General features: G+C 64.8%; 16 protein-coding genes. 8 read left to right on the forward strand and 8 right to left on the reverse strand.

Annotated elements, in window-relative coordinates; genetic code table 11:
- Nucleotides 1-23: 23 nt before the first annotated feature.
- Nucleotides 24-1121 (forward strand): DUF1615 domain-containing protein, encoded by a 1098-nt coding sequence (locus E8F06_RS21970; protein WP_280371060.1) that lies wholly within the window; start codon nt 24-26, stop codon nt 1119-1121.
- A gap of 8 nt (nt 1122-1129) precedes the next feature.
- On the opposite strand, the gene E8F06_RS21975 is transcribed toward E8F06_RS21970, so the two are convergent.
- The 4 genes from E8F06_RS21975 to E8F06_RS21990 all read right to left on the reverse strand — a co-directional run bounded on the left by E8F06_RS21975 (nt 1130) and on the right by E8F06_RS21990 (nt 5912).
- Nucleotides 1130-1486, reverse strand: a complete 357-nt coding sequence (locus E8F06_RS21975) for a 5-carboxymethyl-2-hydroxymuconate Delta-isomerase (protein WP_280371004.1) — start codon at nt 1484-1486, stop codon at nt 1130-1132.
- A gap of 424 nt (nt 1487-1910) precedes the next feature.
- Nucleotides 1911-3170 (reverse strand): MFS transporter, encoded by a 1260-nt coding sequence (locus tag E8F06_RS21980; protein WP_280371006.1) that lies wholly within the window; start codon nt 3168-3170, stop codon nt 1911-1913.
- 51 nt (nt 3171-3221) lie between these two features.
- Nucleotides 3222-4292: a TIM barrel protein gene (locus E8F06_RS21985; protein ID WP_280371062.1), complete on the reverse strand. Its 1071-nt coding sequence runs from the start codon at nt 4290-4292 to the stop codon at nt 3222-3224.
- 123 nt (nt 4293-4415) lie between these two features.
- Nucleotides 4416-5912, reverse strand: a complete 1497-nt coding sequence (locus E8F06_RS21990) for a PLP-dependent aminotransferase family protein (RefSeq protein WP_280371008.1) — start codon at nt 5910-5912, stop codon at nt 4416-4418.
- Nucleotides 5913-6168: 256 nt separating this feature from the next.
- Between E8F06_RS21990 and E8F06_RS21995 the strand changes: the two genes are divergently transcribed.
- The 4 genes from E8F06_RS21995 (at nt 6169) to E8F06_RS22010 (ending at nt 10802) form a co-directional block, all read left to right on the forward strand.
- Nucleotides 6169-7368 (forward strand): NAD(P)/FAD-dependent oxidoreductase, encoded by a 1200-nt coding sequence (locus E8F06_RS21995; RefSeq protein ID WP_280371009.1) that lies wholly within the window; start codon nt 6169-6171, stop codon nt 7366-7368.
- Nucleotides 7369-8155: 787 nt separating this feature from the next.
- On the forward strand, nt 8156-9592 hold the full coding sequence (locus tag E8F06_RS22000) for a HAMP domain-containing sensor histidine kinase (protein WP_280371011.1): 1437 nt from the start codon (nt 8156-8158) through the stop codon (nt 9590-9592).
- Nucleotides 9589-10215, forward strand: coding sequence for a response regulator (locus E8F06_RS22005; protein WP_280371014.1), 627 nt, complete (start codon nt 9589-9591; stop codon nt 10213-10215). Before E8F06_RS22000 ends, E8F06_RS22005 begins: the two co-directional genes overlap by 4 nt.
- Before the next feature lie 98 nt (nt 10216-10313).
- On the forward strand, nt 10314-10802 hold the full coding sequence (locus E8F06_RS22010; protein ID WP_280371016.1) for a heme-binding protein: 489 nt from the start codon (nt 10314-10316) through the stop codon (nt 10800-10802).
- An 86-nt stretch (nt 10803-10888) separates the two neighbouring features.
- On the opposite strand, the gene E8F06_RS22015 is transcribed toward E8F06_RS22010, so the two are convergent.
- Both E8F06_RS22015 and E8F06_RS22020 read right to left on the reverse strand, forming a co-directional pair.
- Complete coding sequence (locus tag E8F06_RS22015; protein ID WP_280371018.1) at nt 10889-11641, reverse strand: SDR family oxidoreductase; 753 nt, start codon at nt 11639-11641, stop codon at nt 10889-10891.
- A gap of 12 nt (nt 11642-11653) precedes the next feature.
- Entirely contained in the window at nt 11654-12421 is a 768-nt protein-coding gene (locus E8F06_RS22020; RefSeq protein WP_280371020.1) for an SDR family NAD(P)-dependent oxidoreductase, read from the reverse strand.
- A 211-nt stretch (nt 12422-12632) separates the two neighbouring features.
- Here E8F06_RS22020 and E8F06_RS22025 point away from each other — a divergent pair, with 211 nt between their 5' ends.
- The 3 genes from E8F06_RS22025 to E8F06_RS22035 all read left to right on the forward strand — a co-directional run bounded on the left by E8F06_RS22025 (nt 12633) and on the right by E8F06_RS22035 (nt 15301).
- A complete protein-coding gene (locus tag E8F06_RS22025; RefSeq protein ID WP_280371022.1) occupies nt 12633-13577 on the forward strand; it encodes a LysR substrate-binding domain-containing protein in 945 nt (314 codons plus the stop codon).
- Between the two features lie 253 nt (nt 13578-13830).
- Nucleotides 13831-14787, forward strand: coding sequence for a hypothetical protein (locus E8F06_RS22030; protein WP_280371024.1), 957 nt, complete (start codon nt 13831-13833; stop codon nt 14785-14787).
- Nucleotides 14788-15076: 289 nt separating this feature from the next.
- Nucleotides 15077-15301 carry a VF530 family protein gene (locus E8F06_RS22035; protein WP_151133306.1) on the forward strand — a complete coding sequence of 75 codons (225 nt, stop codon included), beginning with the start codon at nt 15077-15079 and terminating at the stop codon, nt 15299-15301.
- Between the two features lie 31 nt (nt 15302-15332).
- On the opposite strand, the gene E8F06_RS22040 is transcribed toward E8F06_RS22035, so the two are convergent.
- Both E8F06_RS22040 and E8F06_RS22045 read right to left on the reverse strand, forming a co-directional pair.
- Nucleotides 15333-17126: an alpha/beta fold hydrolase gene (locus E8F06_RS22040; protein WP_280371026.1), complete on the reverse strand. Its 1794-nt coding sequence runs from the start codon at nt 17124-17126 to the stop codon at nt 15333-15335.
- A 181-nt stretch (nt 17127-17307) separates the two neighbouring features.
- Nucleotides 17308-19242, reverse strand: a complete 1935-nt coding sequence (locus E8F06_RS22045) for a DEAD/DEAH box helicase (protein ID WP_280371028.1) — start codon at nt 19240-19242, stop codon at nt 17308-17310.
- Between the last annotated feature and the right edge of the window lie 358 nt (nt 19243-19600).

The following is a 19600-nucleotide window of genomic DNA, read 5'->3' on the forward strand; positions in this document are numbered from 1 at the left end:
TGAATCGCAAGGCAGCCCCTTTCATGAGCAACCTCGTTACCCGTTTCATCATCCTCTCTACGCTTCTGACCCTCGCCGCATGCGGCACCCAGCGCCCGCAGGAGCCTGTGCCGCGGCCCGCTGAAGTGCGGGCCAAGGTGGTCAAGCTGATGCCCACCAAGGTGCCGGACCGCCAGGGCTGGGCCGCGGATATCCAGGCTGCCTTCGCCGCCCAGGACATCGCCCCCACCGACAGCAACCTCTGTGCCGTGCTGGCAGTCACCGAGCAGGAATCCACCTACCAGGTGGACCCGCCCGTGCCGGGGTTGGCGAAGATCGCCAGGCAGGAAATCCTGCGCCGCGCCGGTGGCCTGCATGTGCCAGCCTTCGTAGTGAATTCCGCGCTGAAGATCGACTCACCCAACGGCAAGACCTACGACCAGCGCCTGTCCGCCGCACGCACGGAGAAGGAATTGAGCGCCATCTTCGACGACTTCATCGACATGGTGCCCCTAGGCCGGAAACTGTTCGGCAACTTCAATCCGGTGCACACCGGCGGCCCCATGCAAGTGAGCATCGCCTTCGCCGAAGCCAGCGCGAAGAATTACCCGTACCCGGTCAAGGGCTCCATTCGCCAGGAGGTCTTCACCCGACGCGGCGGCATGTACTTCGGCATCGGTCACCTGTTGGGCTACCCGGCTCATTATCCGAAGCCGCTCTACCGCTTCGCCGATTTCAACGCTGGTTGGTACGCCAGCCGCAACGCCGCCTTCCAGAACGCCGTGAGCCTGGCTTCGGGCATTCCCCTGGAGCTGGATGGCGACCTGGTGATCCACGGTTCCAGCAAGGCGGGCTCCACCGAACTCGCGGTGCGCGCCCTGCAGAAACAACTGGACCTCAGCGACTCGGCCATCCGCCGCACGCTGCTCAAGGGTGACAGCCTGGAGTTTGAGGAGACCGATCTCTATGAGCGCGTCTTCGCCCTGGCCGAGAAAGTCGAGCGGCGCAAACTGCCCCGCGAAGTGATGCCGGGCATCGACCTGAAGAGTCCGAAGATCACCCGCAAGCTCACCACCAAGTGGTTTGCCGAGCGGGTGGATGGGCGCTACCAGGGCTGTATGAAGCGTGCCTCAGGACTCTGAGCCACAGGTCAGAGGAAGGCCTTGGCGTAGGTACTGCGTTCCATGTCCTGCATCTGCACACTGAGCTGCACGTCGAGGCCATCGGGTTTGTTGAAGTTCTGCTCGATGGCCTCCAGCACGCCACGGGAGAGCGCCTGCTTGACGTTCTCCGGACGGCCTGAGAGGAGCCACAGCGTGGCGTGCACAAAGGCGCGGCCGTCGCTCGCGGTGCCCACCAGGAAGTGCTCGTGGCGTATGGCGCGGCTCTTGATGTCCGCCTCGGAGAAATGGCCGGTGCCGGCGAGGAAGCCATTGCAGGCAGCGAGCGTGGCAGCGGCGTCGAAGTCGGGGAGGTTGGCGCTGTACTCGATGACGAGATGGGGCATCGGGGGTAATCCTCATGGTGAAGTTGAAGTCGTGTGCCGGCGCCGACAATAGCGTGTCCCGGCGTGTCACCACCGAGATGGGTTCGCTGCGGAATGCACTTCCAGTGGCAGGCAGGTGAGGTGCCGAGGCGGCGAACCGCTACCCTACAGTTTTCATCGCCCCCCTGGCCATCGACCGCTTCCTGCGCCCGCTGTGCTGCCAGAACTACCCCGACAGGCTGCTGCCGGATGCGCGGAAGAACGCCATTCCGCCGGGCATCCAGCGGCTGGTCAATACAAGGGGACGTGGGACGCGATTGAGCCGGGGCTGAATGCAGAAGCCTCCACCTGACGCAGCGATCGGTTGCTGCGCAGGGTGGAGGCTTTAGGTGGCGCACAAATCAGGAAAGCCGGCCATACGGCCGGCATTCCAATGGCACAGAGCTTATGCCAGGGATTCACCAGAGGCGCTGGCGACACGTTTGTTCACCGAGCGATGCAGCAGGCTGGAAACCAGGAAACCGATTACAGCCAGCACACTCATCAGCGAGAACACGTAGGTGTAGCCCTGTTCGCCCGGATAGTGGTCGAGCAGTGCGCCGTAGATGATGTAGGCGAACATGCCGGGCGCGTAGCCGATCAGGCAGCCGATGCCGAAAGCCGAGCCGCTGATTCGCGAGGGGATTCCCACTTCGCTCATCGGCGCCCAGAACACACCGCGCATGGTGAATACCACCAGGGCAAAGGACAGCGTGGCGGCCATGCCGGCGTAGATGTAGCTCTCGCCGTGGGGGATGCTGAAGATCACGGCCATCAGCGGCAACAGCGCGAGGAAGGCCCACTTCAGGTAGCGGCTCGGGCTTTTCAGCCCTTTGTCGGCGATGAAGCCGCCAGCCGGGCCACCCAGGACCTTGAGGAAGTACTGGTTGATGATGCCGTAGGCGCCGACCAGGGCCACCGGCAGCTCGTACATGTCCTTCAGGTAGGGGATGAAGTAGGTCAGGCCGCAGTAGACGATGTAGACCATGAACACGTTCAGGCTCACCAGCCAGATGCCTGGCATGCGCACCGCTTCCATCAGGCCGGCGAGGCCGATGGGTTCACGGTTGCCGTTCGCCTGGCGGGCATCCCTGAGCAGGAACAGCGTGAGCAGGCCGACAACGATATCGATCCCCGAATAGAACAGGATGGCGGCCTTAAGGCCGGCGGCGCCGGAGCCCAGGGCGACGAAGACCCCCAGGGCGGAGAAGGCCACCAGCGTATCCACCACGCCACGGCCACCTTCCAGGAAGCCGAACATGCGTCCTTGTTCACCGTCATCGCCGAGGTTGCGGATGGCCTTGAGCAGGGAAGGCCAGAAGATGCAGTCGGCGCACACGGCCAGCAGGGAGAAGACGATCAGGAGCTGGCTGTAGCCGGGGAAGCTGGCCAGGTACAGGCCCAAAGCACCGGTGCCGACCAGTCCGAGGGGGATCAGCTTGCGGGTCTCGAATCGGTCAGCGAGGAAGCCGCCTACCACGAACAGCACAGTGGCGATGATGGCGTTTGCGCTGAGCAGGGTGCCGATTTCGGTATGGGTCAGCCCCATGTGTTCCTGCATCGGGATGTAGAAGGCGTCCTTGAGGTTCGCCAGTTTGTAGATGGTCCCGCCACCGAGGACGAGGACCAGGAAACGGAGCCATTTGGCTTTGTTCTGTGCTGTCATTGTTGTTCTCCACAGCTTCCAGAGTTGTCGAAGGGCCGATTGCGCGGCCGGTCAGATGCGTTCTGCGTCGTCCAGCGTCAGTTCGGCCAGCAGGCGCAGCTCGGCCAGCAGGCCGCGCACGTACCGCACCTGGTTGTTCGCCCAGCGATGCTCGTCGGCCAGCATGCGTTCGAGGCTGTAGCCCGGCGGCAGCGGCGTCTCGCTCATTTCGCGGTAAGGAATGAAGGGATCGGCGTCTTCGCCGGTCTGCCGGAAGGCCGGCGCGATGTAGTGGTTTTCCTGTTCGAGGATGAAGGCCACGACCTGCGGGGCGGTTTCGCCCAACAGCAGCAGTTCCAGGAACATCCGCGCGCCAGGCAACTGGTCATCGGCGCTGCCCTGGAGCACACCGTAGTGGCCAAAGCCATTCTGCTCGGGAACCACGCGCACGCCTTTGAGGTGCACCTGACGAATGTAGGGCGCGAGATGGGCCAGTGCCGGTAGCGGTTGCTCGCAGGCATTGATCATGTTGCCGAAGTCGAACAGGGCATTGAGGCGCGGGTGGCCAACCCGGCGGAGCAGGGTAGCGATTTCCTCGCTCTTGAGTTCCTCGTGCTGTTCGAAGTCGAAATTGAGGTCGTGCTCATCGGCCAGTCGCGCCAGGCGCCGCAGGTCGTCTTCGATCAGGTCCATCACGCGCGAAAGATGGCCCTCGTAGCGGGAGTAGACGCGGATGTTGCGGCTGCCGATTGCACGGGCCACCGCGACTGCCTGATCGACGTCCTCGGGCAGGGTGCTGCTGATCTCCACATGCACGTCCAGCTCCAGCGCACGGGCTTTCTCGGCGAAGGCGGCAAGTTGCTCGGCGGTCATGCGTGAAAGGCTGTTGTGCTCGCCGTCCAGCAGGTGTAGCGAGAGGCCGTCGAGCTCATGCCGGTAAGCGAAGTCGAGCATGTCTTCGGGCGTGACACGCCCCTGGGTGAGGTTGGTCAGCAGCGGATAGCCGTGGGCGAACAGGCGCATGCTGTCCAGGCGTTCCAGCAGGCGGCGGGCAAGGTCGGGGGTGAGTAGCGGGGGCGCGCTGTCCGCCCCGGCGTTATGACTCAGCAGGGCGGCGAATCGGGCTTGGATAGCGTTCATTATTGTCATTCCTGATAGCGGCGCCGGGGTGGCCGGCAGTGCTTTTATCGCTCCGGAATGGCGCTATACCTATAGCCATTAATGTTTAGTTCTTATAGCCACTTTGGCCGCCCGCACGGCGCGGGCTCAAACTCGCACGCCAATGCCGCGCAGGGCCTGGACGAACTCCTGCACACGCTGTTCAGCCTGCGTTTCCGGTGTGGCGGCGAAGCCGAGTAGCAGCCCCGGTGGCAGGTAGTGGCGGATGCAGTAGTCACGAAGTGCATAGGTGTAGACCTGATGGTCGGCGAGCCCGCGCGCCAGGGCGTCGTCATCCATCTCCTCGGGCAACCAGCCCATGAGGTGCAGGCCGGCTTCCACCGGCGTGACAGACAGGAAGCCGCCCAAGTGGCGCTGCAACGCCTCTACCAGGCATGCCTGGCGCGCCTGGTAGAGGTTGCGCATACGACGGATGTGGCCCAGGAAGTGGCCGTCCTGCATGAAATCGGCGGTGGTGGCCTGGTGCAGCGTGGAGGGGCTGCGGTCCATGACCGCCCGAATGGCGCAGAACGGCTCCACCAGATCCTCCGGGAGGATCACGTAGCCCAGGCGCAGCGAAGGGTAGAGCACCTTGCTGAAGGTGCCGACGTAGATGACCTTGTCCCACTGGTCCATGGCGTAGAGCGCCGGCAGGGGGCGGCCGACGTAGCGGAATTCGCTGTCGCAGTCGTCTTCGATTATCCAGCCCTGGCTGCGTCCGGCCCAGTCGATCAGCTCCTGGCGCCGCGCGTAGCTCATGGTGGTGCCCAGCGGGTGCTGGCGAGAGGGCGTGGTGAAGGCCAGGCGCGCGTCCGGACATTCGCGTAACCCCTGCATCACGTCCAGGCCCTGGTCGTCGATTCGCAATGGCACCAGCTGACAGCCCAACGCCTGGAAGGCGATACGCGCGGCGATATGGCCGGGGTCCTCCATCCACACACTGTCGCCGGGGTTGAGCAGCAGCATGCCGAGCAGGTTGAAGGCCTGCTGGGCGCCCGAGGTGATCACTACCTGGTCCACGCTGCACTCGATGCCACGGGCGTCGGCCACATACTCGACGATCGCCTCGCGCAGGCGCAGCAGGCCTTTCAGTTCTCCGTAGCCCAGATCGGTCTTGCCGGGCTTGCGGAGGTGGCGGTTCATCATGCGTTTCCATACCAGCATGGGAAACGCGTCGTAGGCCGGGTGGCTGGGCAGGAATGAGGTCGGGCAGTCCGGCGCCCAGGCGCTGTAGGACATGCCACTGAAATGGTCGCTGCGCAGGGAATGCACCGCCTGGCTCATGCTGGACAGACGCGGTGGCTTGCGCGGCTTGTCGGCGGCCGCATTGCGTCCTTCCCACTCATCGCCGACATAGGAGCCGGCGCCCGTCCGCGATGCCAGGAAGCCCTCGGCGGTCAGCTGGTCAAACGCATTGAGCAGCGTGATCCGCGACAACCCCAGTTCCTTGCACAGGGTGCGCGTCGAGGGCAGCCGGGTACCGCCGGGAAGCCGACCGGAGAGAATCTGCTTGCGCACCTGCAGGTAAAGCTGGCGATAGAGCGGCACAGGGCTGGAACGGTCCAGCTCGATGCCGGTCAGCAACATGCCGCCGGGGGTCTTCATCCAGGGTCTGCCTTGTAGCGGGAAACACGACGGGAAATACGCCTGCGTATTGTGCGCTGAGCAGGATTGGAGAGGGAGCCTCCTCGTGAAGAATGAGGCCCGCTGAACCTCGCTCCATAGCTCCCAGCGCAAGCCGCGCCATCATTCCGCACAAGACCAGCTATCAGTCGAATTGAGTATGCCGGTCCCGGCACGAGACCGACTATCTGCCCGGCTGAACATCCGTCGTTATCTGACCTTGCCTCCGGAGCAGACCATGAAAAACATTCTGATCGTCGGTGCGGGATTCGGTGGAGTCTGGAGCGCCTTGAGCGCCGCTCGCCTGCTGGATAAATGCGATTGTGACTACGTGAACATCACCCTGCTGGCGCCCCAGCCGGAGCTGCGGATACGTCCGCGTTTCTATGAGCCGGACGTGCACCGGATGTTCGCGCCGCTGGAGGACTTGTTCGACTCGGTGGGTATTCGCTTCGTCATGGGCACGGCCAACCGCATCGACGAGCAGGCGCAGACCGTCGGCTACCTCGACGAGGCGGGGCAGCAGGCCGAGCTGCATTACGCCCGCCTGGTGCTGGCAACCGGCAGCCAGCTCGTGCGCCCGAATGTGCCAGGCCTGGCCACCCATGCCTTCGATGTTGACCAGATCGAATCGGCGGTACGCCTGGAGAATCACGTTCGCTCCCTCAAGGACCGGCCCCGCAGCGCCGCCCGCAATACGGTAGTGGTGGCCGGTGGAGGTTTCACCGGCATCGAAACCGCAACGGAGATGCCGGCACGCCTCAAAGCCGTGCTCGGCGACGACCAGGACATCCAGGTGATAGTCATCGACCGTGGCCCGCAGATTGGCGCCGCCATGGGGGATGGGATTCGCCCGTCGATCATCGAAGCGTCCCAGCACCTGGGCATCGAATGGGTGCTGAACGCCACCGTGGCTGCGGTGGACGTGAACGGCGTGACCCTGGCCGATGGCCGACGCATCGAGGCCGCGACGGTGATCTGGACCGTCGGCTTCCGTGCCAGCCCGCTGACCGAACAGTTGACCAGCGTGCGCGATGCGCAGGGGCGGCTGCACGTCGATGAGCACCTCAAGGTGTTCGGTCAGGACAAGGTATTCGCCGCCGGCGATGTGGCCTATGCCGCCACCGACGATCTCGGCAATTTCGCGGTGATGTCCTGCCAGCACGCGATTTCCCTCGGCCGGCATGCGGGCAACAACGCCGCCGCCGACCTGCTCGGTGTTCTCCCGACGCCGTATCGCCAACCCAAGTACGTGACCTGCCTGGACCTCGGCGCCTGGGGCGCGGTGTTCACTGAAGGCTGGGACCGCCAGCTCAAACTGGTCAAACAGGAAGCCAAGGAGCTCAAGACGCAGATCAACACCCTGTGGATCTACCCGCCGGCAGCCGATCGCGCCACCGCCCTGGCCGCCGCCGACCCACGGATTCCCGTGGCGTAGGCCACTTTCACAATCGCCCCTTTGCTCTTCTTGTGGGGGCAAATTCACTGGCTATTGCAGCGTCGAAGAAGAGCCCTCTATCCAGGCTTTAGCGCTAGCCTGCTCCCCCTTACCCCCGGCCCCTCTCCCTGAAGTGGAGAGGGGTGACTCGCGCCGGCGAGGCTAATGCAATCCTGAAGCCCATTCGGGCCTGATACCGGGCAGAAGCGGTGGGGCGGGGACTCCGCCCCTTCAGGAGGCCGAGCGGAATCGTTGCGCAGGGGACGAGCGGCATGGATGCCGCGAGAGGCGTGCGGGGCCATGGATGGCCCCTCTCGCCGGGCCCCGGAGCCACGATGGAGCGAGGGGAGTTTGGCGAAGGCAAACGGGGACGCCGAGTTCCGGATGCAGGGGCAAGCCCTTTTGGTTTCTTTTGGGTGGTGCGGCATTCCGACGACTGCCAAAAGAGACTCGCCGGGAGGCGAAACCAGAAACATCCGCAATGCTCGACAAGCAACCTGGCGAAGGACGTTCCAGCAACTTAGCGCAGACATAGCCAATTCATTCGCCAAGGGCCGCGCAGCCCTGCGATTGAAATAGCCCCCACAGCGAAGCCTGCGTTGGCTATCGCGCCCGGACGCGTCCATGCTCACTGCGGCCATGAAACAATGGCGCATTTCCGCAACCGGGCTGAATGGATGCAAGCAATCGACATGTCACTACCGGGTCACGCTATCGACGCGCCGCTCGGCTGCTCGCGTCCTGCCTCCGTAGGCGTACGGATGGTCGATTTTCGAGGCGGCAGGGCATGATGCCGGTCGTGAAACCCCTGACGATTCCCCGCACCTTCGTTCTCTGGCTGGTCCTGTTCTGTCCCATCGCTGCCTGGATCGGCTGGCAGGACTACGCCGACCGCTACGAGCGCTTTTTCCAGGACACCAGCATCGCCCAGCGCATGCTCAGTCAGAAGACTGTGCAGCACGAAGCAGTGCTGGCTACCCTGGCCGCGCTGTCGCACCCACCCATTCCCGAACGTCTGCTGCCCAGCCTGCAACCGTCCATGCCGCAGTTGCTGGGGTTGGGTTACCTGCGCGATGGCGCCTGGGCGGGCAGTACCGAATCTCCGCCGGGTCTGGCGGCTGCCGTCGAGCAGGCGAAGCAACTGGGGCGGCCGGTCACGCTGGCGCTGGACGAGGCCCGCTACTGGCTGGTGGCCCCATCGGGCTGGAGCCTGTTGCTGGACGCCCGGCACCTCATTCCCGCCGCTGACTTCCCGCCCTCGCTGGCCATGCTGACGCTGGACGTGGGGGCGGGGCCGCTCACGCTGCTGGCGCGCCAGACCGACAGCTCACCGGGCTTGAAGATCGACCTGCACAAACCACTGGGTGCCGTCAGCCAACCCTTTCCCGTGCACAGTTGGCGCACGCTGACGCCCGCCGACTGGCCCTGGGTCGAGTGGCTGGCCTGGGCCGCCGCCAGTTGCCTGCTGGCGGCCGGCACCACTGCCTGGCAGCGCTCGCGCGCTGAGGCCAGGCGGCAGCAGGAGGCGGTCCGCCTCGCGGCGATGACGCGCCTCAGCACCCTGGGTGAAATGGCTGCGGGTATCGCCCATGAATTGAACCAGCCGCTGACCGCCATCCTCGCCCAGGTGCGCGCCGCCGAACGCCTGCTGGATGACGAGGAAGAGCGCCCGACGGTACGTCAGGCCCTGCTTGCCAGCGCCGGCCAGGCCCGCCGTGCGGCCGACATCATCAGTCGTATGCGCGAACTGGTGAAACCCAGTTCGCCTGCGCCGCGCAGGGCGGTGGACCCCGACGCGCTGGCGGCTTCGCTGCTGTTCCTGCGCGAAGACGAACTGGCCCGACGCGGCATCCGACTGGCCTGGCGCAACGCAAGTCCCGGCGCCCGCCCGCTGGGTGACCGGGTGGCCCTCGAACAGATCCTGCACAACCTGGTGCAGAACGCCGCCGACGCACCGGGCACCCGGAGCATCGTCCTGAATGGTGCAGTCGAAGGCAGCGAATACGTGTTCGGCGTCAGTGATGACGGCCCCGGCATCGATGCCGAAGCCCTGCCGCGACTGTTCGAGCCGTTCTACACCACGCGGCCCCAAGGCATGGGGCTGGGCCTGGCGCTGTGCGAGACGCTGGCCGGCGCCATGGACGGCCGTATGACCGTCCGCAACCTCGAACCCCGGGGCGCCTGCTTCACCTTGCGGCTGCCCCTTGCCGGAGCCGATGCATGAGCCTGCCCGCACATTCCCCGCTCGTGTACCTGGTGGACGACGACGATGCCGTTCGCGAGGGGCTGGCGCTGTTGCTGCGTAGCGTCGGCCTGCGCAGCGAGGGGCATGGCGATCCCCAGGCGTTCCTCGCTTCGCTGTCGCCGCAGTCCATCGGTTGCGTGGTGCTGGACATCCGCATGCCGGGTATCGGCGGGCTGGACGTGCTGGCGCGGCTGGCGGAGGTGTCCGATCTGCCGGTGGTGATGCTGACCGGTCACGGCAACGTCGACCTGTGCCGCCGTGCCTTCAAGGGCGGCGCCATGGAATTCCTGCAGAAGCCGGTGGATGACGATGTGTTCCTGGATGCGGTGCAGGCCGCCGTGCGCAGCCACGTCGCCAGCCGCGAGCGCCAGGCGGTGACCCAGGCGGCTGTCGAGCGGCTGGCGCGCCTGTCCGGGCGCGAGCACGACGTGCTGGTGCGCATCGTCAAGGGCATGAGCAACAAGGAAATCGCGCGCGAATTCGACCTGTCGCCGCGCACCGTGGAAACCTATCGGGCCAACGTCTTCGCCAAGCTCGAGGCCGACTCCCTGGCGCAGCTCATCCGCCAGTACGCGACCCTACTGGACTCACCGTCTCCGTAGCGCTACGGAGGCTGCAGCGTAATCGGGCGAATACCGTCCCCGGCGCGCGCTCGCCACACTGGCTACTCCTGAAATCGATCCCCGAAAAGGACGTAACCATGTCTCGTTATTCGCTTGCCGCGCTGCTCTGCTCCCTGACCTTCGCGGGCGCCGCCAATGCCGCCGTGCTGAAAGAAAGCAATATCTCGACTGCCGACGCCCAGAAGCTGGCCGCCGCCACCGTCGCCGCCTGCCAGGCCAAGGGTTACAACGTGAGCGCTGCGGTGGTGGACCGCGCCGGCCTGCTGAAGGCCTTCGCCCGCGCCGACAACGCCGGCCCGCACACCATCGAAGCCAGCCAGGCCAAGGCCTTCACCTCCGCCTCCGCCAAGACCCCGACCCTGGCCATCATGGAAAACGCCCAGAAGAACCAGGTCGCCGCCAACCTGACCGACATTCCCGGCTTCCTGCTGCTGGGCGGTGGTGTGCCGGTGAAGGCTGGCGATGCCGTGATCGGTGCCATCGGTGTGGCCGGCGCTCCGGGCGGCCACCTCGATGCGCAGTGCGCGGACGAAGTCCTGGCTGCCAACGCCGAACTGTTCAAGTAAGCGGCGGGGAAGGGCGGGCGACCTGAGCGCCCACCCGTTACCCGTTTCTCACGGCTGAACGCTTTCGCTCAGCCAGGCGCCGGATCTCAGAACGGCAACGGCAGCTTGGCGGTCCGGCCGCCGTCGACGACGATCACCTGGCCGGTGATGAAGGCCGCGGCATCGCTCGCCAGAAAGACCACGACGTTGCCAATGTCCTGCGGTTCACCGGTACGCCCAACGGGATGCAGCTTGAGCAGGCCGGCACGTGCCTGCGCCGGATCGGGCTGGGTGTCGATGTAGGCGTGGCTCAGGTCGGAGTTGATCCACCCGGGAGCGATAGCGTTGCAACGGATACCGTCGCGCCCCAGGTCGACGGCCATCGCACGGGTGAAACCGTGTACGCCGGCCTTGGAGCCGCAATAGGCGGTGTGCCAAGGGTTGGCGCCTATGCCTTCGATCGAACCGATGTTGACGATGCTGCCGCCCCGCACGCGCAACTGCGGCAGTAGCGCCTTGGCCAGGAAAACCGGGGCGCGCAGGTTGACGGCCATCATCCGGTCCCAGTCGTCTTCGTTCATCTCGTCGAGCGAGCGCTCGAACATGAAACCGGCGTTATTGACCAGGATGTCGACGCCGCCCAAGCATTCCTCAGCCGCCCGCGCAATGGCATAGGGCGCGTTGCGCTCGGCCAGGTCCGCTTCGACCCAGGCCACTTGCGGATTGGCCGTCAGGCCTTCATCCAGCGGCTGGCGCTGGGCGACCAGAACCCGCGCGCCGGCTTCCAGGAGTTTTTCGGTAATCCCGCGACCGATTCCGCGACCGCCGCCGGTAACGACGGCCACCTTGTTATTCAGCATGACCTGTTCTCCTCAGCCCGAAACCGGTTTGGCGCCGGTGACTTCCACCGTCTCGCCGGCGATGTAGCGCGCCTGGTCGGAAGCCAGGAAGGCGATCACATCGGCGATATCCTCCGGCTCGGCGATGCGGCCCAGCGGCACGGTTTTGTTCAGTTCCTCGATTGCCTTGTCCGGGTCCAGGCCCCGGCGCTCGAAGCCGCTACGAATCATCGGCGTGTTGATTTCGTGCGGGCACACGGCGTTGACGCGGATGCCCAGCGGAGCGCAGTCCCGGCCCAGGTTCTTCGACAGTGCCGCGACCGCGCCCTTGCTGGTGCAATAGGCGACATGGCCCGGTCCCGGGTAGGTGCCCCAGACCGAGGAGGTGTTGACGATGGCGCCGCCGCCACGCTTCTTCATGTGGGGGATGGCCGCGCGGCAGAGGAAGAACACCGCATTGAGGTTGACGTCCATCGCCGTGAACCACATGTCGTCAGTGGTTTCCTCTATGGTGCCGCGCGGAATGATGCCGGCGTTGTTGAGCAGGATGTCGACGCCGCCGAAGCGCTCCACCGTGCGCGCGATGACCGCTTCGCAATATTCCTTCTCCCGCAGATTGCCTGCCAGGCAGTCCGCCTCGGCGCCCAGTTCGCGGGCCTGGTCGACCATGGCCTGACAGCCGTCGGCGTTGATGTCCGAGATCATCACGCGCGCACCTTCCGCGGCGAACAGCCGGACCAGGGCCTGACCGACGCCACCGGCGCCTCCGGTGATTACGACAACCTTGTTTTCGAACCTCATGGCTTTGCTACCTCAGGGTGGGTTACCTGAGGCCGATGATCGACAGCCCACGAACCGCTGACAAACGAGTTTTGCGGGGTATTCACTTAGCTTTTTGTTAAGTGGATTTCCGGCTTGTTCCGGTTGTTAACGCGGTGGTACTGCCGGTATCTGTCATTCCCGGTTGCGCTTTGGTTAACTGTTCGAGTCTCCGGCCAACCAGGTGTGCCCGATGAGCAATCTCAGGCAGCTACTCCCGCCCTTGAATGCGCTGCGTACCTTCGAAGCGGCCGCCCGCCATGGCAGTTTCAAGAGGGCGGCGGAAGAACTCTGCGTGACCCAGGCGGCGATCAGCCGCCAGATCCAGGTGCTGGAGGACTTCTATGGCCTGAAGCTGTTCCAGCGCGGCAACCGCAAGGTCCAGCTCACCAGTGACGGGCACGCGTTGTACCTGGCCACGTCGTCCGCCCTGCATCACATCGCCACGGCATCCCGCGAACTGCTGCGGCGCAATAGCCTGGATTACCTGGCCCTGATCACCACTACTGCTTTCGCCCAGCTATGGCTGATGCCGAGGCTGAAGCAACTGCGCACCCAGCACCCCGAACTGCAGTTGCACCTGATCAGCTCCGATACCAATCCCGACTACCAGGAACGCTTCAACGCTGCGGTGACCCTGGGGCTGGAGGAGCATCCGCAGTATGTGGCCGAGTACCTGTTCTCCGAGGAGATATTCCCGGTGTGCACACCCGGCTTTCTCCAGCAGAACCCCCAGATCACGACCCTGGAAGGGCTGATGAGCGTCACGCTGCTGAACCTCAGTGCAAGCCACTGGAAAGCCAGGCTCTGGGCACCCGTCGACTGGTCGTTCTGGCTGAAACAATTCGGCCTCGATGCCGCGAAATGCAAGGAAACGATGGATTTCAGCCACTTTTCCATGCTGCTGGACGCGGTCCAGGAGGAGGTGGGCGTTGGCCTGGCCTGGCGTCACCTGGTTCAACCGCAACTGGACGCGGGCAAGCTGGTCAGGCCACTTGCCGAAACCTGCTTTGCCGACGACCGGAAGCACTATTTCGTCTGCCGCCGCGAGCTGGCCGCTTCGCCGGAAATGCAGATACTGCGCAATTGGCTGCTGGAGCAGACGCAGGATTTGAGGGCTCGACCCGATCCACGATAGGGAGCGCTCAAATGCCGGAAGCCATTTACGAAACGCTTCCAGTTCCGATATTCGGTCGTTGACTCTCCGCTCTCGGGGACTAGGGTTACTCGACGTGGGAAAATTTCCCACTGATGAAGCTGACTGGTCCAGAAGGATCGTGCGGATACACCGCTGTTGCATTTCAAGCTGAAGTCAGATGCCCGCGCTGGTTGGCCGGCCGCTCCTGTGAGCGGTGAGGAAATCAAAGACTCATCCGACAAGAGGTGACGAAATGAACTCCCGAACTGATCCATCTGACGCTGCGACTCCCTTCAGCCCCACGAAGGCCTTTCCACTACGCGTTCCGCTGACCGCTTTCCTGGCGCTTTCGCTCGGCCTCATCGGCCAGCAGGCCCAGGCCGCCAAGGATGCCGGCTGCGAGGGCGGCGGATTCTCCGTTGTGCTTCCCGGCGGGACGTTTTCCAGCCCCACGGACACCGTGGTGCCCGCCAGTTCGGTGGGCGCCAGCTTCCTGGTCCAGGGCAAGTTCGTGACATTCGAAGTCGATGCGGCCACGCTCGGCGTTCGCAACTACACCCTGACCGGCGCACCGAATCCGCTGGACATGACCGGTGGCGTACCGACCACCTTGTTCGCCAGCAAAACGCCAAATCTCGGCGGCGTGGCGTTGAGTGGCAATCTGACGGTGGAGGTGGAGGGCAACGATGTGCTGCTGCAACGGAGTGGCTCCGGCGTCAGCATGAAGATCCAGGCCAAGGACTGTGCCCAGGGCGGCATCTTCCAGATGGAGCCGTCGCGTGCGGATGGCCTCCCGACCGACTTCACCCATGTACTGGCGGAGGGGGTGTTCTACTTCGATAACCCCAATTTCCGAAATCCGCCCCCGCTGCCGCTTTGCACGCCGCCCAATTTCACCCCGCAGTGCTACCCGGTGCCGGTGACGCCCCGGATCAATTTCGCCAACGACCTGTCGCCCAAGCTGGTCGGACGGGACAGCCCGCAGGTTGCCACCCGCATCAGCCAGTTCGGCGGCGTATCCGTGTGGCGTGTGTCCAGTGGTGGTCGCATGGGGGGCGTGTTGGGCGAGGACTCGGTCGAGGTTGCCCCGCCGCCGACGAACTGCGTCAAGAACTGCCAGGCGCAGAATCGCGTTCGCGGTAAGTACCCAGTGCTCGGCTTCCCCTTCCCGGTGCCTGAAGCCAGCCGGTTGACGCCGCGTTTCCCTTGAGGCGGCCTCGCGACCATCAGGAGTGACCTAAGGGGAAGAAAGGTCACCACGGACTTGGGCACGGAGAAGGTGCCTGAGACGGAGGCGGTGATCCGTGGTGACCAAGCTTTGTCCTCTCCGGGACTTTGTTGAGCGTACATGCACGGCGGAATTGCATGGCTGTTGGCGATGAATGGACGGACCGGGTTCACCGGCAGGCCTTGTCCTGGATCGGCGCAGTGGCGGGAGTGGCCTTCTGCGATGCGTGGCCCTAAGCTCCACCGATTTCGCAAACTGAACGAGGCCCGCCATGACCCAAACCCCGAACAATCCGTTGCATGGGGTCACGCTGGAAAAGCTGCTCAACGAACTGGTGGAGCACTACGGATGGGACGGCCTGGCCAAGCGCATCGACATTCGTTGCTTCAAGAGCGACCCGAGCATCAAGTCCAGCCTGACCTTCTTGCGCAAGACGCCCTGGGCGCGGGAAAAGGTCGAAGCCTTGTTCATCCAGCTGCGTCAACGCCAGGGCTGAATCCGCCCTGGCGTTGTTCCGCCTTGTGCCCTCAGCGTTCCAGCACGTAGAGGCCGGGGGCGGGGCAGAGCGGCGGGTACTTGCGCGAGCCCAGTTTCTTCGGTGCCGTCTGGCTTTCGCCCGACCGCTGCTGAATCCACTCGCGCCAATGGGGCCACCAGCTGCCTTCGTGGCGTTCCCCGGCGTTCTGCAGCCAGGTTTCCGGATCGTCGGCATTGGCCGGCGCCGAATAGAAATACGACTTGGGATTGCCGGGCGGGTTGACCAGGCTCTGCAGGTGACCGGCGTTGGACAGCACGAAGGTGGCGTCTTCGCCGAACAGGCGAGCCGTGCCGTAGCAGCCTTGCCAGGGCGTGATGTGGTCGGTGGTGCCGCCGATCACATAGGCGCCGACCTGAACCTGCGTCATGTCGATGGATTCGCCGGCAATCGAAAGGGTGCCCGGATTGCTGTAGGGGTTCTGCTGCACCAGGTCGAGGTAGTCCGCGTGCAACTGGGCCGGGAGACGCGTGGTGTCGTTGTTCCAGGCCAGGATGTCGAACGCCGGCGGCTTGTTGCCCAGCAGGTAGTTGTTCACCCAGTAGTTCCAGATGAGGTCGTTGGGCCGCATCCAGGCGAACATCCGCGCCATGTCCTGGCCGCTCAGTACTCCCTTGTGCCGCGAGCTGGCCTTGGCGGCGCGCAGGGCAGAGGGTGTGGTGAAGAGGCCGAGGGTGGTGTCGCCCAGCGCCGAGGGCATGTCGAGCACGCACACGGCCCAGCAGGTGTTGGCCACCTTGTGACCTTCGCCGCGCGCCGCCAGCCAGCCCAGGTAGGCCGCCAGGGTGATGCCGCCGGAGCAGGAGCCCCACATGTTCACGTCCGGGCTGCCGGTGATCTGGCGTGCCACATCCACGGCCTGGTCAAGGCACAGGGCGTAGTCGGACAGCGACCATTCGCGGTGCTTGGCCGTGGGGTTGCGCCAGCTGATGACGAACAGGTTCACGCCGCTGTCCTGCACCCACTTGATCAGGCTCTTTTCCGGCGAGAGGTCGATGGCGTAGTACTTGTTGATCTGCGGCGGCGACATCACCAGCGGGCGCGCAAACATGTTCGGCGTGGTCGGCGCGAACTGCAGCAACTCGAACATCTTGTTGCGGTACACCACCTCGCCCTTGGCCGTGGCGATGTTCTCCCCGACCTTGAACGGCGTGCTGTCGACCTGCGCCGGCAGGCCGCGATTGTTCAGCATGTCATGGGTGAACTGGCGAACGCCGCGAGCCAGGCTCATGCCGCCGGTATCCACCAGCTTGCGCAGGGCCGTGGGGTTGGTCAGCGGCGAGTTGCTGGGTGCCACCGCATCGGCCAGGAGCGAGGCAACGAACTGGGCGCGGCTCTTTTCCAGGGGCGGCAGATCGGCCGATTCGATGAAACGGTTGAATTCGCTCTGGCCGGCCAGGTAGCTCTGCAGCAGGCCACGCAGGAGGAAGTTGGATTGCCACGCCGGATCGGCGAAGCGCTTGTCCTTGGGGTCCGGCGCGATGCTGGACTTGCCCCTGACGATGGCGCCCATCTCCTTCAGGTACCCGCCGAGGTGATAGCCGGCCTTGAGCGGTGATTTGCCCACGGCCTTGAGCAGGTAGCCGGCGGAGCTGGCCAGGTCGGCGGCGCGCACGCTGACCAGCGGATTGCCGGCCAGGGTCTGGTTGGTGGCAGTGCCGATCAGCTCGTGCTGCTGGGCGTCTCCCGGGAGGTCGGCATCCTTGCGGCTGCGGCGGGTACTGCCGGCTGCCGGACGTCGCTTGGTTGTTGTTGTGTTCTGGGACGTTTGAGTGGATTTGCTCATTGCGACTCTCGAGTTTCCGGGCCCTTGGCCCTGCCTGCGGTGAATGGCAGAAACTCTAGGGCCCAAGGAAACCCGGGCACCTTGCATCCGGCGACAGCGGTTTTTCATTTCATGACATCGGCTGAACTGGCCGACGAAAAGAGCCGATTGCCGGTCACGTAGGGTGCGCCGCCCCGGCGAATCACTCGCGATGGCCGCGCCGCGACAGCACCTCGACCGCTCCTTGCACCTTGTTCGAATACCAGATCACCCGGCTCACGCCCCGCGTAATGGCCACGTAGGCCAGGCGCAGGCTTTCGTCCTGCATGGCCTGGTCGTAGCTGTTGCGGAAGAAACCGGAGTGGGCATAGAGCGCATTACGCAGCGGATGTTTCTCCGGCGGCGCGCAGTCGTCGACGATGATCGCCACCTCCGCCTGCAAGCCCTTGGCGCGGTGAATGCTGTAGGCCCGCACCGGCAGCGCCGAATCGAGTTGGCCCTGGATCTGCCGGAGCGGCTCGTTGCGCCGGGAGAGCAGCAGCACCGGATTGCGGTCGGCATTCGCACGGCTGGCCACATGGGCGCACTGGGCCTGGATTTCCTGCACCAGCTCCGGCAGGCGGGTCTTGAGGTCGAAGCGCGAAACCAGCTTCACCCCGTGGTCGCCGGGCTGCACGGCTTTGAACGCCTTGCTGGCTTTGGTCTGCTTGAAGGCCACACCCGCCAGCACCGCCTCGCCGTCCCGCAGGATGGGCTCGATGGAGCGGTAGTTGGTTTCCAGGGTCAGCACAGTGCTTTTCTTCGTCTTGCCCTTGCTGGGGAAGTGCCGGTCGAAGTCCATGAACAGCTCCGGCGAGCTGCCGCGCCAACCGTAGATGGACTGCCAGTCGTCGCCGATGGCCATCAGGCTCACCGCCTCGCCCTGGCGTGCCAGGCCGCGATGCAGGGCCTGAAGCCACTGGACGATCTGCGGCGAGACGTCCTGGAACTCGTCGATCAACAGATGACAGAAGGGCGCCAGGGCCGCGCTGGGCAGGCCGTTACCCTTGGTCAGCATTTCGCCCAGGCGTTGAAAGGCAGCATTGAAGGTCATCAGCCCCTGCTGTTGCAACAGCGCCTCGAAGTGCTTCCAGAACTGCGCCAGGGCCTCGACAAAGGTGCGTTCCCGCGCCGAACAGGCCAGGGCACGGGGCTTCAGCCGGTCGACGCGGATGCCGATGCTTTCCATGAAACCGGCCTGCACGTAGAAGGCCTCGAACAGTGGCAGCGGGGTGAACTCGCCGGCCAGCTTGAAGCTGTCCATGGGCGCCTTCGGAATTCGCGCCGGCTGGCCTTCGACCGGGGCGGGCAGGGGCGGCAGGCCCAGCAGATCGTGGACACGCTCGCGGAACCCCGCGTCCGCTGCGTAGCAATCCTGGTAGGCCTGTTGCAGCAGTCGTTGCTGGGCCGGGCGCAGGCGGCCGGCCAGCAGCGGGTTGTCCAACTCGCCGGCGCCGGCGTCGTCCAGTTGTTCGAACCAGCGCGGGTTGCCCAGCAGCTCCTTGGCCAGGGTGCCCATGGCCGAATGGAAGGTGCGCACGCACTGGCGCGCCTGGGCTGTGTCGAAGGGGAATTGCCAGAAGGCCAGGACCTTCAGCAGTTGCTCGCGCAGCTGGGCGCAGGAGGCATTGGTAAAGGAAATGACCGTGAGCCGCTCCGGCGCCACGCCCATGTGGCAAAGCATGAACACCACCCGCAGCACCAGGGTGGTGGACTTGCCGGAACCGGCGCCGGCGAAGATGCGGGTGAGCGGGGCGCGGCCGAGGATCATCGCCCACTGCTCGTCCGAGGGCGGGCTGACCACGCCAGCGGCCACGGCCTGGGCCACCCGTTCGCGCATGGCCTGCAGCTGGGCGTCGGTCGCCTTCATCCGGGCGCCAGCGTAGATGCCTTCGTCGGCAGGCTTTTCCGGTTTGGTGGGGCCATCGCCAGCGGCGGCTTTCTTGGTGCCGGCGGCCTTGGCCTTGCCGCCATTGGCAGGCTTCTTCGCCCGCGGTGTGGGCTTGCGCAGTTGGTCAGCGGCTTCACGCTCGGCGCGCAGGTACTCGGTGGTTCGCGGGAAGTAACGCGCAAGCGCGCGTTTCATGGCAGACAGCATTGGATCGATCCCTGTAACCACGGCAAAGCGCGGGATTCTAAGCGCTTTTCCCCGAAGACTGGATGATGGCGGATTGTCTCCAGATAGAGGTTGTGGCGAACTCAGTGCCTTGTTGTAGGGGCGAATTCATTCGCCAAGGGTGGCGCAGCCGCCCCCTGAGGCTCACAGCGCGAACCTTCGGTCCGCTTGGCGATTGAAATCGCCCCTACAGGGTTTGTGCCGGGGTTTGGTTTTTCCTTGTGGGGGCGAATTCATTCGCTAAGGGTGGCGCAGCCGCCCCCTCAAGGCTCACAGGGCGAACCTGCGGTCCGCTTGGCGATTGAAATCGCCCCTACAGGGTTTGTACCGGGGTTTGGTT

The organism is Pseudomonas sp. BN411, from assembly GCF_029871235.1.
Lineage (GTDB): Bacteria > Pseudomonadota > Gammaproteobacteria > Pseudomonadales > Pseudomonadaceae > Metapseudomonas.